The sequence below is a fragment of the Bacillus sp. EB01 genome, assembly GCF_000613125.1.
Classification (GTDB): Bacteria; Bacillota; Bacilli; order Bacillales; family Cytobacillaceae; genus Bacillus_D.
Genome location: NZ_HG964497.1, coordinates 2,709,790 through 2,730,779, shown reverse-complemented (window position 1 = coordinate 2,730,779; position 20,990 = coordinate 2,709,790). Strand labels below are relative to the sequence as shown.

The following is a 20,990-nucleotide window of genomic DNA, read 5'->3' as shown; positions in this document are numbered from 1 at the left end:
AGCATTGGGTAAAGTGGGTAATGATAAGGTTAGGCATCATCCATTAACTCTGTATTATGCCTGGCTAAACCAATCGGCACGGCCTACAAGCTGCATACATATTTTGAAAAAGCAGCTTGCGGTTCTCCGAGAAACCATAAAACACGGAGGTTCCAAAATGACACATATCCGTTTTGATTACACGAAGGCACTTAGCTTCTTCGGCGAGCACGAACTTACGTATTTGCGTGACGCAGTAAAAGTTGCCCATCATTCCCTGCATGAAAAAACCGGCGCGGGAAGCGACTACCTAGGCTGGATTGACCTGCCGGAGAACTATGACAAAGAAGAATTCTCCCGTATCCAAAAAGCGGCAGAGAAAATCAAATCTGATTCCGACGTCCTCATCGTCATCGGTATTGGCGGTTCTTACCTTGGTGCGCGCGCAGCTCTTGAAATGCTCGGCAACAGCTTCTACAATGCAATGCCTGCTGAAAAGCGCGGCACACCGCAAATTCTGTTTGTCGGAAACAACATTTCTTCAACTTACATGCACGATGTTGCCCAGCTTCTTGAAGGCAAGGATTTTTCAATTAACGTAATCTCCAAGTCCGGTACTACAACTGAACCGGCGCTGGCTTTCAGGCTGTTCCGGAAGCTTCTTATTGAAAAATACGGGGAAGAGGAAGCGAAGAAGCGAATCTACGCGACCACGGACAAGGAGCGCGGCGCATTAAAAACACTCTCCGATGAAGTAGGCTATGAAACATTCGTGATTCCCGATGACGTTGGCGGCCGCTACTCGGTACTTACTGCGGTAGGCCTACTGCCAATTGCAGTTAGCGGTGCAGATATCGAGAAAATGATGAAGGGCGCAGCCCAGGCGATGAATGATTACAGCGGTTCTGAGCTGGAGGAGAATCCTGCTTATCAATATGCGGCAGTACGGAATATTCTCTACAACAAAGGGAAGACAATTGAATTGCTTGTCAACTATGAGCCAGGTCTCCAATATTTTTCTGAGTGGTGGAAGCAGCTGTTTGGCGAAAGTGAAGGAAAAGACCAAAAAGGGATTTACCCATCATCCGCAAACTTCTCGACTGATTTGCATTCCCTTGGCCAATATATCCAGGAAGGCCGCCGTGATATGTTTGAAACAATTATTAAAGTGGAAAAACCACGGTATGAGTTAACGATTGAGGAAGAGGCTAATGATCTAGATGGTCTGAATTACTTGGCCGGTAAGACAGTTGATTTTGTTAATAACAAGGCATTTGAAGGAACGATGCTTGCGCACACTGACGGAGGCGTCCCGAACTTGATCGTTTCAATTCCAGAAATGGACGAGTACACATTTGGTTATATGGTTTACTTCTTTGAAAAGGCCTGTGCAATGAGCGGCTATCTGCTTGGGGTCAATCCGTTTGACCAGCCGGGTGTTGAGGCATATAAAGTTAATATGTTCGCATTGCTTGGCAAACCAGGGTTCGAAGAGAAAAAAGCGGAGTTGGAAAAACGCTTGAAATAAGCCTGAACCAACAAGTACAGAGACGCAGGGCTGGGATTGAAGAAATCGGCAGGAATCCGGATGTGTGGCAGAGGAGTTCATGAAAGAAAAACGCGGTGCTAGATTAAGCAGCGCTTTTCCACCCTAACATGCTAAGGAAGAGGTGCGGCAATGATACCGATTAAAAGCAGTGTTGAAGGAAAGGATTTTTCACTCAGGGAACTTGAAGATGCATTAAGACCACTTGGCTATAGCATCGGCGGCAATTGGGATTATGATCATGGTTATTTTGATTATAAAATCGATGATGAAGGAACCTATCATTTTTTCAGGGTGCCATTCCAAGCTGTCGATGGCCAGATTGACGGTGGAAACCCGCGAGTAAGAATTGGGACTCCGTTTTTGCTGGCCCACCAGTACGAAGACGGTGTCGATGATGAGGGGAATATTGGGACTTTCTCAGGATCGGTCAACCAGTTCCAGTCACCGGAGGAAAAAGATGCTCCAATTGATTCGGAGTATGTTAATCTTGCGTCGAATCTCGTTTCCAAGCTAGAAAGTGTGCTTCTGTAATTATTATTTTATCCGGGCGGTAAGACCCGCCTCGGATAGTTTAAGGTTTAAGGTAGAATAAAGTGGAACCAATCGGCCGCGAAGGTCGTGATTGGCCCATCTAACCATCAGTGTAAAAGCCACTGATGGAAGATTCACCTTATCGCAATAAATTGATCGGTGGATTCAATTGTATATGAGAGGGGCGGATTGATATACAAATCCTCCCCTTTTTTTATTCCCAGTAAAAGCATTTCTTTCTTTGCCCATGCCTCTTTTGCTTCTGCAAAGCTTTTTCCAACCAATTTTTCCTCAGCTGCACAGGAAGCAAGACGGCTCTCCTGCAACTCTCCCATCATTTTTAACAGCAGGCCTGCCCCCCGTGAATGAAGGCTGCTTAACATGAAAATGCTCGCTAGCTTATTTGATTGCAAAATCTGATCAGCGCCTGCACGCTTTGCGTTGATCACCTGCTCAGGTGTCAGGATTTCCACAATGCAGGGCACCTCGGGGCAGAGCCCTTTAATCGTCAACAGCGTCAAAATCGAATTCATATCTGCCTGAAGCTCCTCAGGGCTATGGTCTGCCGTTATCAGCACCATTTCCGCTTTGGGGATATTGCCTTTTAGTATCGTACTATCTACATGGGGTTTTCCTTGAATGAAGTGGACAGGTTTTCCTGGAAGCGGGTTTTCCGTAAGGGTTTCGTCTATCAGGACAATCTCAAGTCCGCTTCCCGAGCCGGATAGCTTGGTGATGACCTCACGAGACCGTTCATTCCAGCCGATAATTGCCACATGACTTGTACCCTTATATGGAAGCTTCCCTTCAGAATAGGCATTTTGCCGCGTAACGGCAGCAGTGGCAAGCGAAACCAAATAGAAGGAGACAAGTCCAGCCCCGAATAAAATCAGGATGGTTGCAGCTATTCTACCGGCAAGGGAATGTGGAACATAATCTCCATAGCCGACAGTTGTGGCGGTAATGATAGCCCACCAGATGCCATCATAGATGGTTGGAAACGTATCCGGTTCAAGGACAGTAATTGCAATTCCGAAAGACATGAAAACTAATAGTGTCAGCAAAGTTATCCTAACGAGAACAGGTAACCGCAAAAATTGAATATACCACCGATTGGGCATAGAGTCCTCCCCCATAGTAACAATTTACTCTAATTCCTTTTTAGACTATCAGTATGGTCAAGGTAAGAAAATCCCATAAGTGCCTGGTTTGAATTTATCAATATTCCGTCCACAAAAAACACCTCCAAAAAAGGAGGTGTGTTAACACTTTAATTTCTACCAAAGATAATCTCCTTCTTTTTTAATGTCGGACTTTGATACATATTCCATGTTCGGAATATGGACAAAGGTTTCCGTCTGTAAATCAATATAACCGGCACCGCGTGTTGTATCCTGAGGCACCCACATGCCTTCGAGCTTAATTTCATTCCAGGCGTGGTCTTTACCGTAAACCACCCTGGCTTCAATACCAGCTGCCCGGTGCAATGCAGCGGACAGGTGTGAAAATCCCATGAACATTGCCTTCCTCGATTCCAGGGCTTCCATTGCAGACTTAAATGTGAAGCTTTGTCCCCTTAAGGTTGCGAAATATGTTTCAGCGTCGTATTCAAGATTTTCGGTTACCCAAACGTATATTGCTGCCGACTTCTCATGATCTGTTTTCTTCTCCTTAATAATCTCCTTAGCAAGCTGGATAACTTGCGGATTATCACTTTGAACAACTGAACTCGGTAAAAGAAATGGGTTTCCGGCAATCGTTTTTGTAACATGATAGGATAGCACGGTGGCAAGTCCATGATCTTTATTTCTTAGTGTGCCGGCCTCGTTCAAAATGCCTTTCGCCACCGCGAAAGGCAGATTTGGCTGGGAGGCAACAATTGCACCAAAAAAGAAAACGATAAGAAAGAATTTCTTCATTCTAATTCCCCTATCCTCATGTTGGAAATGATATCGGTATAACATTGTACTTTAAAGGTAAAGGAAAAAATTAGAATTATCAACTAAATTGTCACAAAAAATTCAAAAATAAACAGGATAAAGATTGCTTTAGGCGACTTTTTCCATTGACTTTATTGGGATAGCCTAATTTGTTGGATTTTTACTATAACAATCTTTCTTTCTATAAAATCAATAACCTTTCAGTTAATCAAAAAAGGAATAAAATCCTTAATTTAGGCGAATACTATAACCGGTCGAATGCAAATTGGAGGTGGCCGGCTTATGGATACACAAACTGAACGAAAACAAACCGGGCTAACAACCCTGCTGCAGTCATCCGAGCGAAAACAAATCGCAGCAGCCATGGCCGTTCTGGCAGCTTATTTAATGCCGCTTTTCTTCCTTGGGGAAGGGGCTCATATTCGGGTTCATGACAATCTCGATTCCAATTTGGCCTGGTACAAGGTTCTGGCGGAAAGTGGACAGACCTTTGGTTCAGTTGAAGCAATTATTCCGCAAATAATCAATGGCAATCTATCAAGAAATGCATTTGGCCCCGAGCTTAGCGGAATTGTCTGGTTGCATGCAATCTTGCCCACTATGGCTGCCTATTCAATTAGCCAGGCGTTAACAAGAATTCTTGCTTTTATAGGGATGTACCTCCTTTTGAAAGGCCACTTTATTACAGAATCCCGTCGCCACTGGATTGTCGTTATTACAGCACTAGCATTCGCTTTGACTCCATTTTGGCCTTCGGGAATGTTGAGCACTCTCGGAATGCCTCTATCGTTTTGGGCCTTGCTGAACATCCGGTCAGGTGATAGGAGAATAAGCAGCTGGATTGTACTATTGTTGTTGCCGCTTTATTCAAGTTTTGTACTTGGTTTCTTTTTCTTTCTTGCATCTATGGGGGGATTCTGGTTAATTGATTCACTGAAACAAAGAAAGCTGAATTTGCGATATTTAATGGCGATTGCCATGATGACAGCCGCATTCCTCTTAGTCGAATACCGGCTGGTCTATTCCTTTTTGTTTGATGATGAGCCAAACAGCCGTGATGAATACTTTCATGCGAGGCTCTCCTTTTGGCAGGCAATCAGGTTATCGGTTAAAAATTTTTTCCTTGGACACACACATGTCATGACCGTACATGGACTTTTTATTATGGCTGCGACTTTCATCGCGCTATGGTTTGTTTTTTCAAAAAAAGTCTGGAGAGAGGAGTGGCAGTTCCTCGTGCTGCTTGGGGTGAACGTGCTGTTATCAGTTTGGTATGCATTCTGGTTTTACAGGGGCTGGCTGCCTCTTACAGAACGCTTTCACTTCCTGGACACGTTTAACTTTGCGCGTTTTCATTTTATTAGGCCAATGATTATTTATATCGGATTTGCGCTTGCTCTTAGGATTCTTGCTGATACAGGGATTGCATGGAAAAGGGCGGGTATTGTCCTTGCAGCTGGCCAGCTCGTACTCTTACTAGGTTTTAATGATGAAATTATTTACCGAAATAAGCCAACCGTTGGTGAGTTTTATGCAAAAGAGCAGTTTGGGGAAATTGCTGAGCATATCGGGGAGCCGAAGGAGTCTTATCGAGTGGCAAGTATTGGCCTTCACCCGGCAATCGCCCAATACAACGGTTTTTACACGCTTGATACGTACAACAATTTTTACCCGCTTTCTTATAAATACGAATTTCGCAAAATCATTGAAAAGGAACTGGCCAAGAATAAAAAAATTCGTACCTATTTCGATGAATGGGGCGGACGCTGTTATCTGTTCACAGCCGAGCTCGGGAAAAGGTATATGTTCAAAAAAGACTCTAACGCATTCCTGAAAAACCTGGAGCTTAATATTGGCCAATTTAAGCGAATGGGTGGGAGCTACATTTTTTCTAGCGTGCCCATATTGAATGCGGATGAAAACGGCCTGTTGCTTGAAAAAGTATTCGATTCAGATGAGTCGGCATGGCGGATCTATCTATACAAGGCTGTTTAATTGTGCTTTGTCCTGATAATTTTCGCATACCGAGCTTCACGAATAAGGCAGGGGCTTTTTACTTTGAAAAGATCCATTAAATAAAAGTGATCAGAACGTTGTCACACTGGAGGTACCTATTATGACTGAACCAGTCTTAACCATTGTTGTTCCATGCTATAACGAGGAAGAAGTATTGCCGTTGACTATGACACGCTTGAGTGATTTGCTTAGCCAAATGATTAAAGACAGGCTAGTTTCGCCCCGAAGCCGACTTCTTTTCGTTGATGACGGAAGCCGGGATAGAACGTGGGAGATTATTTACAAGACAGGCTTTGCAAATGACCTTGTAAAAGGTGTGAAGCTTGCCCGGAACGCTGGACACCAAAATGCACTACTCGCCGGAATCTATGCGGCCAAAGACGCATCCGACTGTATCCTGTCTATTGACGCTGACTTGCAGGACGACATCGAGGTTATACCCCAGTTCGTCAAGAAATACCATGAAGGCAATGAGGTGGTGTACGGGGTAAGAAGAAAGAGGGACACGGATACGTGGTTTAAGCGATTTACTGCGCAGAGTTTTTATAAGGTGATGGCCAGGCTTGGGGTAAAGCTTGTCTACAATCATGCAGACTTCCGCCTTCTTGGTAAAAGGGCAGTCGCGGAGCTTGAACGTTTCAGGGAGGTTAATATGTTCCTAAGAGGGGTAGTTCCTCTGCTCGGTTTCAATACTGCAGAAGTGTATTATGACAGGCAGGAGCGCCAGGCTGGTGAATCGAAATATCCGCTGAAGAAAATGCTGGGTTTTGCCTTCGATGGCATAACATCGTTTTCTGTTACACCAATCCGTTTCGTACTTACCCTGGGCCTTACGTCTTCCCTAATAAGCATTTTGTTTGGGCTATATTTCCTTTTCCTGAAGTTTTTCGGGGAAACAGAGACAGGCTGGACTTCACTCATTGTGTCGATATGGCTAATCGGGGGCCTTCAGCTAGTGGCAATTGGCCTCATCGGAGAATATATCGGTAAAATTTATAAGGAAACAAAACAAAGGCCAAAATTCATCGTCGACGTTGATATGTACAATCTCCCATTCCTGCGCAATAGCAAGCAAGAATCTGAACTGGAGCGAATGAAACTTGATCGAAGTAAAATACCTGAAACCAACTAATTTATTCATTCGCTTTGCAATGGTCGGTGTCGCCAATACGATTGCCGGCCTATTTATCATGCTTTCATTATTAAATCTATTCAATGCTTCCTACTGGATTTCTACCTTCATTGGCAACACAGCTGGGGCTGTACTAAGCTTCTACCTTAATCGAACCTTCACTTTCCGTAGCAAGGTTCGTTTCACCAGGGGTGCTCCAAGATTCGTACTCGTTATCTTAGTTTGTTATATTTTCTCCTACTGGATAAGCGGCAAGGTTGTAGCGCTTGGTATTGCAGGCTTTCTTCCAGCGGGCCTCCACAACGATGCGGCGGTCCTTATCGGAAGTGCCATATATACAATCAGCAATTACTTTGGGCAAAAATTGTTCGTCTTTAAATAGTGCATAGGGATAGAGGTTTTTCATTTTATAGTCGTACAGGCCCCCTTGCCTGAATACAATTTGTAGACAGGCTTTTTTGGGGGGGACTTCATTGCATGAGTATTTATTTAAGTTACATACTGTTAGGTTTATCACTTGCCGCGCCAATCGGGCCAATTAATGCAGCTCAGCTGGACCGCGGGATCCGCTACGGCTTCTGGCATTCCTGGCTAACCGGTGTTGGTGCTGCTGTGGCAGATGGAATATATATGCTCATTGTCTATGTAGGTGTTGTTAAATTCATTGATGCTCCATTGGTTCAAACCTTCCTGTGGCTTTTTGGTGCCTTCGTTCTTATCTACAGTGGTGTTGAAAGTCTAATTGGAGTAAAAGGGCTCACCATTGACCGGGGCCAAAAAAACGAACCGCTTATTAGATCGTTCATGTCCGGTTTTTTCATGAGCTTATCCAACCCTTTAACGATATTATTTTGGCTGGGGATTTATGGATCTGTTCTGGCCAAAACCGCTGCTTCCTACGGTCAGGGGCAATTGGTACTCTACAGCCTCGCCATATTCACCGGACTGTTGATATGGGACATTTCTATGGCAACACTTGCAAGCGCAGCAAAACGCTTCTTAACATCAGCCTTTCTTACCGGAATCTCCATACTATCTGGACTCTCCCTAATTGGCTTTGGCATCTACTTCGGCTGGCAAGGCATCAAAGCCGTACTCGCATGGTAGCGCTTATAGGGGTCAGACCCTTACCCTTGAGGGTAAGGGTCGACCTTTTTTATACCGTTCTTCCTGTAGCACCCGGCGATTTATCGGTATTGCCCTGGCCATTATAGTCATAAGCTCCGTTTTTCTTACCCGCCGGCTGGTTACGGTCAGAGCCAATGTATTCTCCTTGGTGTTTTTCCTGGATATGCTGGAATTTCCCTTTATCACGATTCGGCATTGTTTTTCCCTCCTTATACCTTTAGCTTGCAACTTCGGCTCAGCCTTATCCGAACAAATTTCTGCATAATAACAGGCTGTTTATTTGAAACTAAAGGAAGATTGCAACCGCGCATAATGTGTGCGGATTATTAGGAAAGGGGCCAGCATATGTTATCTTCAAGCCAAATGGAAGAACTGCGGTCTCGCTTGATTAAGGAAAAGGCGGACCTGGATGGGCATTTTTCACAAAACGATGAATTTGGACTGCGGCGTGGGCACGACCATGAATCACTGGGGGAGCTCTCCAGCTATGATAACCATCCGGCCGATGACGCGACCGAATTATATGAACGGGAAAAGGACATTGCCCTAAACGAACATTACAATCAACAAATTGACAATATAAACAGGGCGCTCGAAGCAATGAATAATGGGACCTATGGAAAGTGTCAGGTTTGCGGTATGGAGATTCCATATGAGCGACTTGAAGCACTTCCGGATACAACCTACTGCAAGGAGCACAGCCCGGATCAGGTAACTTCTCACACCCGACCTGTTGAAGAGGGCGTTCTAATGCCGCCGTTCGGAAAATTTGACAAGGATGAAGAGGACGAAAGCGTTTCCTATGATGCAGAGGATGCCTGGCAGGAAGTCGCTTCATATGGAACATCGGAAACACCATCCGATTTTGCCTTTACTGATGAAAAAGACCACTATAATGATGATTACATCGAGTCTGAAGATCCAGTTGGATATGTCGAGGACTATGAAAACTTTGTAGGTGTCGACATGTATGGAAAGAATATCACTGTCTTTCCCAATGGACAGCATCGGAAATATGAGCAGGAGCTTGATGAGGCAGGGACGATGACAGCATTTGGAGACTTGCCGGCTTATGAGCATGATCCATACGTTGATGATGATCCTGCTGACGGCCTGCAAGACCGGCATGGGGACGGGGACGGGCGCTAAGCCTGTTCCTTTTTTAGTTATTGTCCTGTATCAAAGGCCATGAATGACAACTGGGTGTCCGAACAGAAGCCAAGTGTCATTCATAAAGGCCGTGAATAACAACTCGGTGTCCGAACAGAAGCGAAATGTCATTCATAAAGGCGATGAATGACAACTCGGTGTCCCAACAGAAGCAAATGTCATTCATAAAGATAATCAATACAAATGAGCATCAAGAAGGCAGCGAAAATGGCGGGGATAACAATTAAAAAAGTGTCCCTGAGAAACCCTCAAGGACACAGTTTAACTATAATCTTTTAGATAACTTAAATCGAAAGCCTAATTATTTTCTCGTATAAGATAAATTTCTTATTTACCCCTTGGCAGGTCTTCTTCACTGCCATCCGGGCGCTCGATTTTACCGCCGATTTCACCTTCCATATAGCTATCCATTGCTTGCTCATGTGTTTCGGCCAAACCAGAGGATAATTCATTATCCTTTTGATAATCGGAGACATCGTAAATCTTTCCGGCAATTTTTGTTGAGTCAGTTTTATTATCTTTGCTCATTTCACTCATCCTTTCTAGCTGTTCTCGTTTCTACGTTATTTTTCGCAAAAAAAAATGCTTTACTCATTTTTAATACCCAACCATGTTTCTAATAACCTATATTGGAGAAAAGTAAAGTAAAAGGAGGAGATTTCATGAAGGAAAACGAACAAGAGCTGCCATTGCCGTCAAGAAGAAATCTCGATGAGGCATTTCATAGCCTTCAGGACACAATTACCAGGATAACGGTTGAGGAAGAAGAGGAAATGGTTAAACAGGAAGTAGACGGACAGGAGCCCGAAATGTAAAAAACATTCGCCGCCTCTATCAAAGCGGCGGCGAAAACTCTGTTCTTATTGAATGGGCAGCCAGTTTACTTTCCAGATACCTTCCTTGGTTTTTGTAAGCTGAAAACCCAGGCCATCAAAATCCGAAATGTGGATGATTGCTGTACCATCACCGCGTAGCTCTTCTTTTACCACCCCGGAACTTTTTACAATAGTTAATAAATCTATGACGTCCTCATTGTTTTGCTTTTCCGACTCCTTAATATATTCTTCGAGTGAAGCAAACGGTGCATACACATCGGGACTGTTATTGTACAGTGCATATTGCGCAGCATAGTCTTCTTTTTCATCCGCATGGAAATATAACAGGAATACGGAGAATGGATCAAGTCCATTAAGTAACTTATCATCATGGCTCGTTGAATACTTTTCGTATATCGCATTTAACTCTGTATTTAGGATAATCCTGCCAGCCGAATCAACAGAAATCTTTCTGGAGGTATATGTTCGGGATGGATCATCCTCCATAACCTCACGCCTGAAATTAATGACATCTGCAACATCTTTGTCACGATGCTGGAGGGCTGTATAGGAAGTGATTTCAATTTTCACATTTTCCGCTACACTGCCAGGATTAATTTGATATATTTTCTCAACAGTTTTCATGTCGATGTCATTAAAGACCAACTCGCGAACATCGCCGTGGGCTGTAGGCAGCAACTTTGCAGAATGGGCATCAGGGATAAAAACAATCTTGTTGGCAAATTCGCCGCCTTTTTCATCTTGATAAATTAGGATACCTGACAATACAGCAACTCCTTCAAACGTTGCTCCGATTAAATCGGATTGCCCGTAATTAGGTGTTTTTCTAACAAGCTCCCAACCCTTCAGGATATCACCCTTCTCGATATGTTCATAAAATGGGAGGCGGCTGGACTGAGGATTTGGTGTGGAACCCGTTATGCCTTCCAAGTATCCTGATTCGGTTGCAGCAATAGCGCCAGCTAAAAAGATAAATCCTGCAGCTGCAATAGCTGTCAGTGCTTTAGGTAGAATATCGCGCTTACTTCGCGGCTTTTTTCCTTTTAGCGACTGAATCCGGTTCATGATTTGCTCTTTTTCATTATCGGTTAAACGCGCTTCTGCCGGAACACTTCCGTGCATGGCACTTTTCAGCTCCTCACTAAACTGATTCACAATTGCCACCTCTTTCAGTCGGAGTATAGGTTTTCCTCAATTTATCCTGAGCCCGGTACAGCCTTGTCTTCACGGTACTGGGTGAAAGATTTAGAGTTTCACTTATTTCTACAATGGAGAGGTCCTGGTAGTAGTGAAGGAGAAGAACTTCCCTGTATTTTAGAGGAAGTGACCAGACTGCCTTTAAAAGCTGACGATTTGAATCCTTTGTCAGTGCCTCCTCCTCTGGTGTATGCCCTTTGTCTTTCAAAAAAGAAAATATCTTTTCGGCAGTAGAGATGTGACGATGATGCCAGCTCTTTACATAGTCCCTGGAACGGTTTATCGCAATTGCATAAAGCCAGGTTTTATATGACGAACGGCCTGAAAAGCTGTCTAATTTTAAATAAACAGCAACAAACACATCCTGTACGAGGTCGCTGGCGATTCCCCAATCCCGAACATACGAGTAAATCAACCCTTTTACACTGTCGCCGTAGGCGTCCATCAACGCTTCCAGCTTTGCTTCATTATCGTGCGCCTGATTAATCCGCCTTTCCGCTAAATCATTCGGCATCATCTATCCCCCTAATGTGACTTCCTTGTTTCCCTTTAGACGATGGTAATTTAGTAAAAGCTTCATTTTTAAAAAAATTGTTGGAAAAGAAACGCAGCTAAGAAGGTCTTCAGCATTAAACCTGTTAGATTCCCTGCAAGTTTCGCCTTAATTTTTTTAGGGCGTCATGGACATTCTTCCGGTTTTCTTCAGTGTTAAGTTTATGTCTTGCATGGAGGAGGACTGGGCGGACAGATTCGACAGAACGGCCAAACGCCTCCATCCACGGGTAGCGGGGAACCATCCATATATGAAAATGGTGGGTTGTGTCTTCATTATAAAAATAATAAACATAGTCAATACCAAGCGCTTCACGCTGTGCGGCCCGGATTTTCCTGAGTATGCCTATCAGGTCAGCGGCCTCCTCATCGTAAATTTCATCCAGGCAGGAGAAATGGCGCTTTGATGCAAGAATGACAAGCCCTTCGATTGGATAGGCAACATCCTGGTGTGCATGGAAATATTCCGATTCGATTACGGTGCCGCCTTCAGGTTCAATAAGCCCGCTTGTTATGGCGCAGCTCAAGCATTGTACTTCCACTGTTTCTCCATTAGCCAGAGTAATTTTTCTCATAACTTTCACTCCAATCCCTATTTTCAACTTGTAGAATAGCATTCGGATAGGTAAAAGGATACAAAAAAAGTAAAAATTTGCAGACGGTATGTACCACTTTATAAATGTGGCAGTAATGGCGGTATCCTTGTTCTTAAAGGTAAAACTTTAAAAGGGTAGCGGGGTTAGCTTAATTCGGAATAGTTCCGAGTTCTCGCAATGGGAGAATCGAGAGGAAGAGGGTTGGACTGACATTAGGTGGGCGGGAGGAGATGTTCTAAAAGATTGCGCGAGGTTACCATGTTTTGAGGGTTCCGAAAACAACTTATGGGTTATTGCCTTGGGCCATCAATCAAGATTTAACAGATAAACATTCATTACTATTTCGGAAAAATATACAAAATTTTGTAATTTTATACACAAAGGCCAATTCAAAAAACAGGCTCAAAAATTTTAGGGACCTGTTTTTTATTTTTTTCCCAACTTAAAAGTGGTTTGAATCCATCATGTTAAAGTTTTTGGATGCTTCAGCACCGCCAGTTCCATGACAGTTTTTATACATTTCCTTTAGCTCTTTTTCATTCATTTCAGGGTGCATTTGCTGGATATGCTCTTTCATTTTCCCGAAGTTTATATCAATTCCTTTACCAGTTTCCTCTGCTAAAGCACCAGCCGAGCTTGCACCTAATAAAATAGCCGCTCCGAAAAGTGTAACCGCGAATTTTTTCATTTTTATCTCCTCCTAATACGTGATAAATATATTCTACTAGGCAGTTATGCGCAGAATTTTTGCAGAAGAAGTGAATAAATTGTGAGCTCTTACGCGATAATTTTCCCAATAATCAAAGATGAGTTTGAGATTGCTAGTATCTGAATTGTTTAAATATACTAATAATAAGCAGCACACATTGCTGCAGATTTTCAGACTCGAGAGGAGCAAGCAAATGAAGAAGAGAACCAAAATAGGATCGGCTGTTTTGAATTTAGTATTGGGAGTTTCCGTTTTTGCTACAGCTGCATTCGGGCAAGCACCTGAACAGGCAGCGAAGGATTCCTACCGGGTATTGATTAATGGAAGCAGTTCAGAAAAAGCAACGGCAAAGCAAAACTATGGAAAGCGCCACGATTTTGGCGTTCAAGGATTCACTACGACAGTCAATGAAAGCCAATATAAGGCTTTATTGAAAAATAAAAATCTTAATGTAAGCTTGGTTGAGGAAGTTACCCTCGATGCAAAACCAGGGGATGTGACAACTCAAGCTGCGCCAACTGACCAAACACCATGGGGAATTGAAGCCATTTATAATGATTCTACTATTCAATCTACATTCGGCGGCGATGGTATCAAGGTAGCTGTCCTGGATACAGGCGTAAACAAGGCGCACACTGACCTCGTTGCAAATGTTGAGCAGTGTAAGGACTTCACACAGCGCACATCTCCACTTGTTAATGGAGTGTGTAACGATAAAAATGGCCATGGAACTCATGTTTCCGGAACAGTCCTTGCTAACGGAGGAAACGGAACCGGAATTTATGGTGTTGCTCCTCAAGCAGAGCTTTGGGCTTACAAAGTCCTGAACGACCGTGGATCAGGCTATTCCGATGATATTGCTGCAGCAATCCGTCATGCAGCTGATCAAGCGAGTAGCTCTGGTGCAAAGACAGTTGTTTCCATGTCACTTGGATCAAGCTCTAAAGATTCACTGATTGCAAGTGCTGTTGATTATGCTTACGGAAAAGGAGTCCTTGTGGTGGCTGCGGCAGGAAACAGCGGTCCTAGCGCCAATACAATTGGCTACCCTGGCGCATTGGTAAATGCAATAGCTGTTGCATCCCTAGATAACACGTTTGTAAATGGAACGCATAAAGTATCCGACTTCTCATCAAGGGGCAACCCAAATACAGATGGAGATTATGTAATCCAGGAACGCGATGTTGAACTTTCTGCACCGGGTGGGGCAGTATATTCGACTGCTACAAGTGGTGGATACACAACTATGAGCGGCACTTCAATGGCAACCCCTCATATTTCTGGGCTTGCAGCGAAAATCTGGGCTGAAAACAAATCACTCTCCAATGTCCAGCTTCGTACTGAGCTTCAAAATCGCGCAAAATTATACGACATTAAAGGTGGTACAGGTGCTGCTACAGGCGATGACTATGCATCAGGCTTTGGATTCCCGCGCGTAAAATAAGGGGTACACATCAAATCCACTATACGACACAACACGATTGAATCCCATGCCATCCGGCCTTATTGCTGGATGGTTTTGGGTATTTACTGGTATTATAGTAAAATAAAATTCGAATTATTAAGAATAATCTCGTTTCATTTTACTTATTTATGATAGAGTAAAAAGAAAACAGTTGGTGAGGTTTTATGGAAGTAGGACCGTTAATTAAGTACTACAGGACTCAAAGGGGGATGACGCAAAAGGAGCTTGCAGAAGGAATATGCTCCATTCCTCATCTCAGTAAGATTGAGCACAACTCCAAGGAAGGGAATAGGGAAACCATTGCACTCCTGCTTGAAAGGCTGGGAATAGAGGTCGAGGATATTGAAGGAAAAGATGGGGAGATCAAGCAGCTGCTAGAGGATTTTGATGCAGCGATGAATTTCCAAATTCGGACCGAAGCCGACTTACTATTTGAAAGACTATCAGGTTTAGGCAGTCTCATTCATTTCTCATCGTATATGTATACATATGAACTCTATAAATATAGATATCTTTTGTTTAAGGGGTATGCAAGCGATGCAGAAAGCCAGAATGATTTGCTTAGGAAGCAGTCGAATAATTTTTCCCGGCAGGAGAGAAACCTTTTTGATTATTTTATCAGCATTCATTTAATGTCCAAGGCAAAGTACCATCAAGCCGATCTTATCCTGGAAAGACTGGACGGCCAATTTATGGGAAATTTGAGTATCGGTGAGTTCCTTTATCACCGGGCATTTGCCAAGAGCCACATGCTGGAGCCAGGCCATGCCATCCACTTTGGTAAAAAAGCCCTTCAGCATTTTATGGAGCAGCATAATTTCAGGCGAATCCTTCATGTACTAATGCTGCTTGGCATCAACTACACCCACTCCAAAATTTATGAAGAAGCGTCGTCATGCTTTGTGCATTTAATCCGCAATGCTGAGCTTTTGAACGAGCAGGCATTGCTGCCAATGATTTATCACAATATGGGTTTCTTGCAGAAAAAAATGCAAAAGCCAAATCAAGCAATCCACTTTTTCGAAAAAAGCCTGTCCATGAAAAAGGAAAAAGGGATAGATTACCTTGTCACTCTGTATACCATTGGTGAGACGAAGCATTCTATATTCGAAACCGAAGTAGCAAAGGCATACTTCGAGGATGTCCTTGCCCTAGCGAACGAGCTGGGCAGTAAAAAATACAAGAATCTTGCGTCTTTCTACCTGATGCTGGATTCCTCCGAGCCAAAAGCATACGAGTATTTACAGGCAAAAGTTATTCCTTTGTTGGAAGATGGGAAAGAGCACAAAGATGATCTTGCCCATTTCTATAAATTGCTTGCCGAACATTACACCCAGGGGGGCAAGTTCGAACAGGCAGTCATTTATTTAAATAAAATTAATTGAGGAGGAGTACAATGAAAAAAGCAATTATCATCCTTAGTTCGGCATTTGCCCTTGGTTTATTCGCAGTAGGTGCTGCACCTGCATCAGCACACCCAATTCACCCGCCGTTAACGATCGAGGATACAGCCGCAGCGCATCCGATCCACCCACCGCTTTCTGTAGAGAGTTATACGACTGCGCATCCAATTCACCCACCGCTATAAACTCTAGAAAACCGAATACAGCGAAAGGCGCATCCATTAAGGAGTGCGCCTTTTGTAATGGAATCAAAATCAGTCACTATTTTCCCCAAACATGTATTTCTTCGTTTTAGCGGAAATGTTCAGGACAAGCGCCAGTGAAAGCATGGTTCCAAGAAGAGAACTTCCGCCGTAGCTCAATAGCGGCAGTGGGATACCTGTAATTGGTACAAGTCCGATAACCATTCCGATATTTTCAAAAATATGAAAAGTGAGTACTGAAATGACGCCAGTTGCAATAAGACTTTCATAATAACCCTTGTTCTGGAGGGCGATGACGATAATTCGATAAATCAGCATAAAATACAAGGATATGACAATGCTTGCACCGAAGAATCCAAATTCCTCTCCGATAATCGTAAAAATAAAATCGGAATGAGCTTCTGGTACATTAACCTGGGCCAAGTTAAAGCCTTTGCCGTACATTGTCCCGGAGCCGATAGCCAGAATCGAATTTGCCAGCTGGTATGAAGTATTTCCGCGGTCCTCAAATGGTTCCAGCCAGGAATGAATCCTGTTGAGCTGATACTGGTCCATGAAATTCAGGAACCAATCCGGGTTGGTTATATACATATACACAAGCCCTCCGAGTACAGCAGCAGCAATCAATCCAAGTGTCGCGATAATTCTCCAGTTAATCCCCGAAATAAAGGTCATCCCTATGACAATTGCAGTCATTGCCATAGCAGTTCCCGCATCGGGCTGTAAAAGGATAAAACCGAGCGGAAAGGCGGCAGTCAGGCCAATTTTACAAAGCAGAAGAAAGTCGGTTTGCAACGTCCTATTTAAGTGGACTTCATTATGGTTCACAATAACCCTGGCCAGGAAAATGATCAGAAATACCTTCATAAATTCGGAAGGCTGCAGTGATCCAAAGCCAGGAATCTCAAACCATGCTTTGGCGCCCTTCGTCTCTGGAGCAATGGATTCCGGAGCAAGAAACAGCACGAGCAGGAGCAAAACGCCAAACCCGTAAATATAAGGTGAAATCCTCTTAATCTGTTCAAAATCAAACAGGTAGACAAAGGATGAAAAGCCTATTGCTACAAAAAACCAGACAACCTGCCTGAGTGCAAAGTTGACATCATAGGGTGAATACTTTTGTGCACTGTATATAGAAATACAGCTTATAATCATAAATAGGAATATGATGAACACTAAAGTGACATCAAAGTAACTTCGTTGTGATTTATCCATTTACATTCTCCGATTACTCTAATATTTCGTAAGGCAGCTAACAGATTTTATTCACTAAGGATATGTAAAAATATCTTTAGCATTTTTGTTTTCAAGTGTTATTAAAAAAAGGCAATATTAAACAGCTCTGTTGAATTCCATATGACTAAGAGAAAATCCAAGAGTAAATCCTTGCAGGGACAAGCAGTTTTCAATTGCTCGAGGCCTGCCATACCTTCAGGTGAAGTCAAAAAACGACTTCTCTTAGACTCTCGCAATCTAGCTTTAAACCGACCCCTAAGGCTATGAAACACATTTGGTTCCAGAATGCCCGAGGATGAATATATTTTTCCCTAAGGCTTCAGGTAAAAAAAATTAGTGTAAGGATGCCACTTAATTAGTGTACCTTATTTTGTGTGCAGAGGTACTTTTTGGGGCAGGAAATTTAATAAAAGTTTCAATGTATCCCGCTGTGGTTGAACAGATCCCTGGAAGTCCCTATATATTATACAGGAGGTTATCGTGCAATTGGTAAGAAAGATATCATAATTAAGCAGCATTAACATGAAGTTAATTACATTAAAATCCCGAGCTTCGTTGAAACTGTATTAGGGCAGGCTTCTATACCGGGAAGAATCAGACTACTACGGCAGCAAGTCTTGGGCACCGTTTTTCCTCGACTGTTATCATGAAGAAGATACATTTGGACTAAACTGGGTGTAAGAATGTCAGACACGTGATGAAGGAAAGAATTTTTAACGTCTTAAACATTTAAGGGACAAGCTTTTTTTCGATTATGGCAAAATTAGGATGAATTCTTTTACCCCCAAGACTTGCCTTTTTTATTTATCCATGTTATTCTTATCAAGAATTATTTTTGTTCGGTAACATGCGACATCGCCTGGATACGTTTGAGCAAGAATAGTAATACAATTGTGTGCGAACCACACGAGGAGGCAACAAACATGGAAAACGGTAAAGTTAAATGGTTTAATGCAGAAAAGGGCTTCGGTTTCATCGAACGCGAAGGCGGAGACGATGTATTCGTTCACTTCTCAGCTATCCAAGGCGAAGGCTTCAAAACTCTTGAAGAAGGCCAAGAAGTAACTTTTGACGTTGAGCAAGGCGCTCGCGGACCTCAAGCAGCAAACGTTCGCAAAAACTAATTAGTTTTTGCTCCATACAAACAGGCTCCCTCTGGGGAGCCTGTTTTTTTGCCGTTTTTTCTATTTTTCTTCTACTTCCCTAAAGGTCCGATTGGTTCAACTTATAATCGGTGGAAAAACCATCCACTGATTGAAGTTTCACTTTATGCAAAAGCTAATGAAAATTGGATAAGGATGGATTGGATTATGGATGAGCAATGGACCCGCGATTTGGAAATCTGTCTGGAATTGGGGGATAGACGCAAGGAATTTGGCGGGGCTGTTGTGCCCCCCACTTTTGGAGGCACTTTATTTGTTTATGATACTACGGATAAACTTTCAGAAGCCGTTCTGAATGAGCAGGGCAACTATGTGTATACAAGAGGTACGAACCCTACTGTCGAAACTGCCGAACTTAAGATGGCAGCTCTCGAGAGAGGAGAAAAGTGTCGCTGTTTTTCTTCGGGGATGGCCGCAATTAGTGCCGCACTCCTTCATTCTGTCAAAAGCGGTGACCATATTCTTTGTGTAAGTAATTTGTATTTCTCGTCAATGGACCTAATAAAATATTTGGCTAAATTCGGGATTAGTTACTCAGTCTGCTATGAAACCGACGCAGATTCGATAGAAGCCTATATCCAGCCCAATACAACGGTTATATTTATGGAGAGTCCATCCTATATGACTTTCCGAATTGCGGACCTAAATGGCATTACCTCACTGGCGAGGGCCCGTGGCATTCGGACCATCATTGATAATACATGGGCTACTCCGCTATTTCAAAAACCTCTTTTACACGGTGTCGATATTGTTGTCCATTCGCTCTCCAAATATCTCGGTGGTCACAGCGATCTAATAGGCGGTGCTGCCATTGCTAGCAAAAGCATTATCGATACTCTTTTTCAAAAAGAATTTCTCCTGCTTGGTAGTACATTATCGCCGTATGAAGCAACCTTGCTGCTAAGGGGATTACGATCTTTTCCATACAGGATGTTGGAACATCAAAAAAATGCAATGAAAGTAGCAGCCTATCTTGAACAGCACCCAAAAGTCCAGACTGTCCATTATCCGGGGCTGTCTTCCCATCCGGAATATAAACGTGGAGAAAAATATTTTACCGGGTATAGCGGACTGATGGGCTTTGAGGTGGAGGGAGGCTATCAAGGGGTAAAACGCGTCCTGGACAATTTTAAGAATGTTAAAATCGGTGTATCCTGGGGATCATTTGAAAGCCTGGCTCTCTCTCCCAATACCGGGCAAAATGAACAACAGCTAGTTAATGAGCGGATTAATCCAGGCACGATTCGTTTGGCGGTTGGCCTGGGAAGCTGCGAGAGGATCATTGAAGACCTCGAACAAGCGCTAGGTTAATAAATCGCTCCGAAAAAATGATTGGGACATTTAACCAATCTCCTGCCTCTGGAATATCGTAAAGTGATGTTTTAGAAAACGGAGGTATGAGAGATGAATGAAGAAGAACGCAGGACACTTGCCTGGCATGAAACACTTGAGATGCACGAACTTGTAGCCTTCCAGTCCATTGGAGTTATGAAAATGAAAATAGGCATAAAAAAGATCGCAGATGCAGAACTACGCGAGATTTATCGCCGAACTATCCGTGACCTTGAAGAAAACCTGACTGAGCTGCTTCAGTATTATCCTTCCGCCCCAGGTTATGGCGGCCGGGATGAGGATGATTTGAGAGAGGATACAACTTTTTATGCTGGCGACCTCCTCGCAATGTCCAAAACATTGGTCAGGAATTATGGAATTGCCATTACCGAAGTTGCAACTCCCCAGCTGAGGCGCACATTCCAAAACCATATGATAAAAGCTGTCAAAGGCCATGAGCGGATTTATAACTATATGTATTCTAAAGGTTTGTATCCTTCCTACGATCTTGGCAGGCTGCTCCAAAACGATGTGACTCTGGCAAGGAAAGCGATTGGTATGCAATAAGAACATAGGTTACCAAGCAGCCTGTCTAATATGCCAGGCTGCTTTATAATTTCATCATCCGATTTGAATGGTCCCTAATATATACCCCTCAGATATCTTTTTCACGATGAGGCAATGGTTCGGTCGCTGTTTCCAAATCAGTGACTCGCTTCGGCCACATAGTAATCATCTAGCTTCTCTATCCCCATCTAACATACTCGTACGGTCACTGAAAGTAATCTATCCAAATCAAACCCCAAACTAATCCAGGTCAGTACATAACCTAAAAATCATATTGTTTTAGTTT

Annotated in this window: 23 protein-coding genes; 14 read left to right on the top strand and 9 right to left on the bottom strand. The window is 43.2% G+C overall.

What is annotated here, in order from left to right; genetic code table 11:
* Positions 1 to 157 precede the first annotated feature (157 nt).
* Positions 158 to 1,507: a glucose-6-phosphate isomerase gene (locus TY16_RS12580; RefSeq protein WP_043932266.1), complete on the top strand. Its 1,350-nt coding sequence runs from the start codon at positions 158 to 160 to the stop codon at positions 1,505 to 1,507.
* Between the two features lie 150 nt (positions 1,508 to 1,657).
* Positions 1,658 to 2,059 (top strand): YugN-like family protein, encoded by a 402-nt coding sequence (locus TY16_RS12575; RefSeq protein WP_043932265.1) that lies wholly within the window; start codon positions 1,658 to 1,660, stop codon positions 2,057 to 2,059.
* 134 nt (positions 2,060 to 2,193) lie between these two features.
* Here the strand turns inward: TY16_RS12575 and TY16_RS12570 are convergent, their stop codons facing one another.
* Positions 2,194 to 3,180, bottom strand: a complete 987-nt coding sequence (locus TY16_RS12570; protein ID WP_043932264.1) for a potassium channel family protein — start codon at positions 3,178 to 3,180, stop codon at positions 2,194 to 2,196.
* A 156-nt stretch (positions 3,181 to 3,336) separates the two neighbouring features.
* Positions 3,337 to 3,978 (bottom strand): transglutaminase-like domain-containing protein, encoded by a 642-nt coding sequence (locus TY16_RS25230; RefSeq protein ID WP_052342708.1) that lies wholly within the window; start codon positions 3,976 to 3,978, stop codon positions 3,337 to 3,339.
* A gap of 303 nt (positions 3,979 to 4,281) precedes the next feature.
* On the opposite strand from TY16_RS25230, the gene TY16_RS12560 reads away from it, so the two are divergent.
* The 4 genes from TY16_RS12560 to TY16_RS12545 all read left to right on the top strand — a co-directional run bounded on the left by TY16_RS12560 (position 4,282) and on the right by TY16_RS12545 (position 8,254).
* The gene (locus TY16_RS12560; RefSeq protein WP_269320297.1) at positions 4,282 to 5,994 is read left to right on the top strand and encodes a DUF6044 family protein; all 1,713 of its coding nucleotides are present in this window, start codon (positions 4,282 to 4,284) and stop codon (positions 5,992 to 5,994) included.
* A 121-nt stretch (positions 5,995 to 6,115) separates the two neighbouring features.
* On the top strand, positions 6,116 to 7,147 hold the full coding sequence (locus TY16_RS12555; protein ID WP_043932263.1) for a glycosyltransferase family 2 protein: 1,032 nt from the start codon (positions 6,116 to 6,118) through the stop codon (positions 7,145 to 7,147).
* The gene (locus TY16_RS12550; RefSeq protein ID WP_043932262.1) at positions 7,116 to 7,529 is read left to right on the top strand and encodes a GtrA family protein; all 414 of its coding nucleotides are present in this window, start codon (positions 7,116 to 7,118) and stop codon (positions 7,527 to 7,529) included. Before TY16_RS12555 ends, TY16_RS12550 begins: the two co-directional genes overlap by 32 nt.
* 95 nt (positions 7,530 to 7,624) lie before the next feature.
* Complete coding sequence (locus TY16_RS12545; protein ID WP_043932261.1) at positions 7,625 to 8,254, top strand: LysE family translocator; 630 nt, start codon at positions 7,625 to 7,627, stop codon at positions 8,252 to 8,254.
* Positions 8,255 to 8,303: 49 nt separating this feature from the next.
* On the opposite strand, the gene TY16_RS26235 is transcribed toward TY16_RS12545, so the two are convergent.
* Positions 8,304 to 8,471 carry a hypothetical protein gene (locus TY16_RS26235; protein ID WP_155922238.1) on the bottom strand — a complete coding sequence of 56 codons (168 nt, stop codon included), beginning with the start codon at positions 8,469 to 8,471 and terminating at the stop codon, positions 8,304 to 8,306.
* Between the two features lie 149 nt (positions 8,472 to 8,620).
* Here TY16_RS26235 and TY16_RS12540 point away from each other — a divergent pair, with 149 nt between their 5' ends.
* Entirely contained in the window at positions 8,621 to 9,424 is an 804-nt protein-coding gene (locus tag TY16_RS12540; protein ID WP_043932260.1) for a TraR/DksA C4-type zinc finger protein, read from the top strand.
* 348 nt (positions 9,425 to 9,772) lie between these two features.
* Here the strand turns inward: TY16_RS12540 and TY16_RS12535 are convergent, their stop codons facing one another.
* Positions 9,773 to 9,973: a YozQ family protein gene (locus TY16_RS12535; protein WP_043932259.1), complete on the bottom strand. Its 201-nt coding sequence runs from the start codon at positions 9,971 to 9,973 to the stop codon at positions 9,773 to 9,775.
* A 134-nt stretch (positions 9,974 to 10,107) separates the two neighbouring features.
* Here TY16_RS12535 and TY16_RS26230 point away from each other — a divergent pair, with 134 nt between their 5' ends.
* A complete protein-coding gene (locus tag TY16_RS26230; protein ID WP_155922237.1) occupies positions 10,108 to 10,260 on the top strand; it encodes a hypothetical protein in 153 nt (50 codons plus the stop codon).
* A 45-nt stretch (positions 10,261 to 10,305) separates the two neighbouring features.
* On the opposite strand, the gene TY16_RS12530 is transcribed toward TY16_RS26230, so the two are convergent.
* The 4 genes from TY16_RS12530 to TY16_RS12510 form a co-directional block, all read right to left on the bottom strand.
* Entirely contained in the window at positions 10,306 to 11,436 is a 1,131-nt protein-coding gene (locus TY16_RS12530; protein WP_043932258.1) for a hypothetical protein, read from the bottom strand.
* Positions 11,423 to 11,992 carry a sigma-70 family RNA polymerase sigma factor gene (locus TY16_RS12525; RefSeq protein ID WP_231505607.1) on the bottom strand — a complete coding sequence of 190 codons (570 nt, stop codon included), beginning with the start codon at positions 11,990 to 11,992 and terminating at the stop codon, positions 11,423 to 11,425. The genes TY16_RS12530 and TY16_RS12525 overlap by 14 nt, the downstream gene beginning before the upstream one ends.
* Before the next feature lie 124 nt (positions 11,993 to 12,116).
* Positions 12,117 to 12,605, bottom strand: coding sequence for an HIT family protein (locus TY16_RS12520; protein WP_043932256.1), 489 nt, complete (start codon positions 12,603 to 12,605; stop codon positions 12,117 to 12,119).
* 463 nt (positions 12,606 to 13,068) lie between these two features.
* A complete protein-coding gene (locus tag TY16_RS12510; protein WP_043932254.1) occupies positions 13,069 to 13,314 on the bottom strand; it encodes a hypothetical protein in 246 nt (81 codons plus the stop codon).
* 214 nt (positions 13,315 to 13,528) lie between these two features.
* On the opposite strand from TY16_RS12510, the gene TY16_RS12505 reads away from it, so the two are divergent.
* The 3 genes from TY16_RS12505 (at position 13,529) to TY16_RS12495 (ending at position 16,388) form a co-directional block, all read left to right on the top strand.
* On the top strand, positions 13,529 to 14,779 hold the full coding sequence (locus TY16_RS12505; protein ID WP_043932253.1) for a S8 family peptidase: 1,251 nt from the start codon (positions 13,529 to 13,531) through the stop codon (positions 14,777 to 14,779).
* A 185-nt stretch (positions 14,780 to 14,964) separates the two neighbouring features.
* Positions 14,965 to 16,185, top strand: coding sequence for a helix-turn-helix domain-containing protein (locus TY16_RS12500; protein ID WP_043932252.1), 1,221 nt, complete (start codon positions 14,965 to 14,967; stop codon positions 16,183 to 16,185).
* A gap of 11 nt (positions 16,186 to 16,196) precedes the next feature.
* Positions 16,197 to 16,388 (top strand): hypothetical protein, encoded by a 192-nt coding sequence (locus TY16_RS12495; RefSeq protein WP_043932251.1) that lies wholly within the window; start codon positions 16,197 to 16,199, stop codon positions 16,386 to 16,388.
* Between the two features lie 69 nt (positions 16,389 to 16,457).
* On the opposite strand, the gene TY16_RS12490 is transcribed toward TY16_RS12495, so the two are convergent.
* Entirely contained in the window at positions 16,458 to 17,621 is a 1,164-nt protein-coding gene (locus tag TY16_RS12490) for an FtsW/RodA/SpoVE family cell cycle protein (protein WP_043932250.1), read from the bottom strand.
* A 944-nt stretch (positions 17,622 to 18,565) separates the two neighbouring features.
* Between TY16_RS12490 and TY16_RS12485 the strand changes: the two genes are divergently transcribed.
* The 3 genes from TY16_RS12485 (at position 18,566) to TY16_RS12475 (ending at position 20,704) form a co-directional block, all read left to right on the top strand.
* A complete protein-coding gene (locus tag TY16_RS12485; RefSeq protein WP_043932249.1) occupies positions 18,566 to 18,766 on the top strand; it encodes a cold-shock protein in 201 nt (66 codons plus the stop codon).
* A gap of 48 nt (positions 18,767 to 18,814) precedes the next feature.
* A complete protein-coding gene (locus TY16_RS12480) occupies positions 18,815 to 20,116 on the top strand; it encodes a trans-sulfuration enzyme family protein (RefSeq protein ID WP_231505606.1) in 1,302 nt (433 codons plus the stop codon).
* Between the two features lie 93 nt (positions 20,117 to 20,209).
* On the top strand, positions 20,210 to 20,704 hold the full coding sequence (locus TY16_RS12475) for a spore coat protein (protein ID WP_043932248.1): 495 nt from the start codon (positions 20,210 to 20,212) through the stop codon (positions 20,702 to 20,704).
* The last annotated feature ends 286 nt before the right edge of the window (positions 20,705 to 20,990 follow it).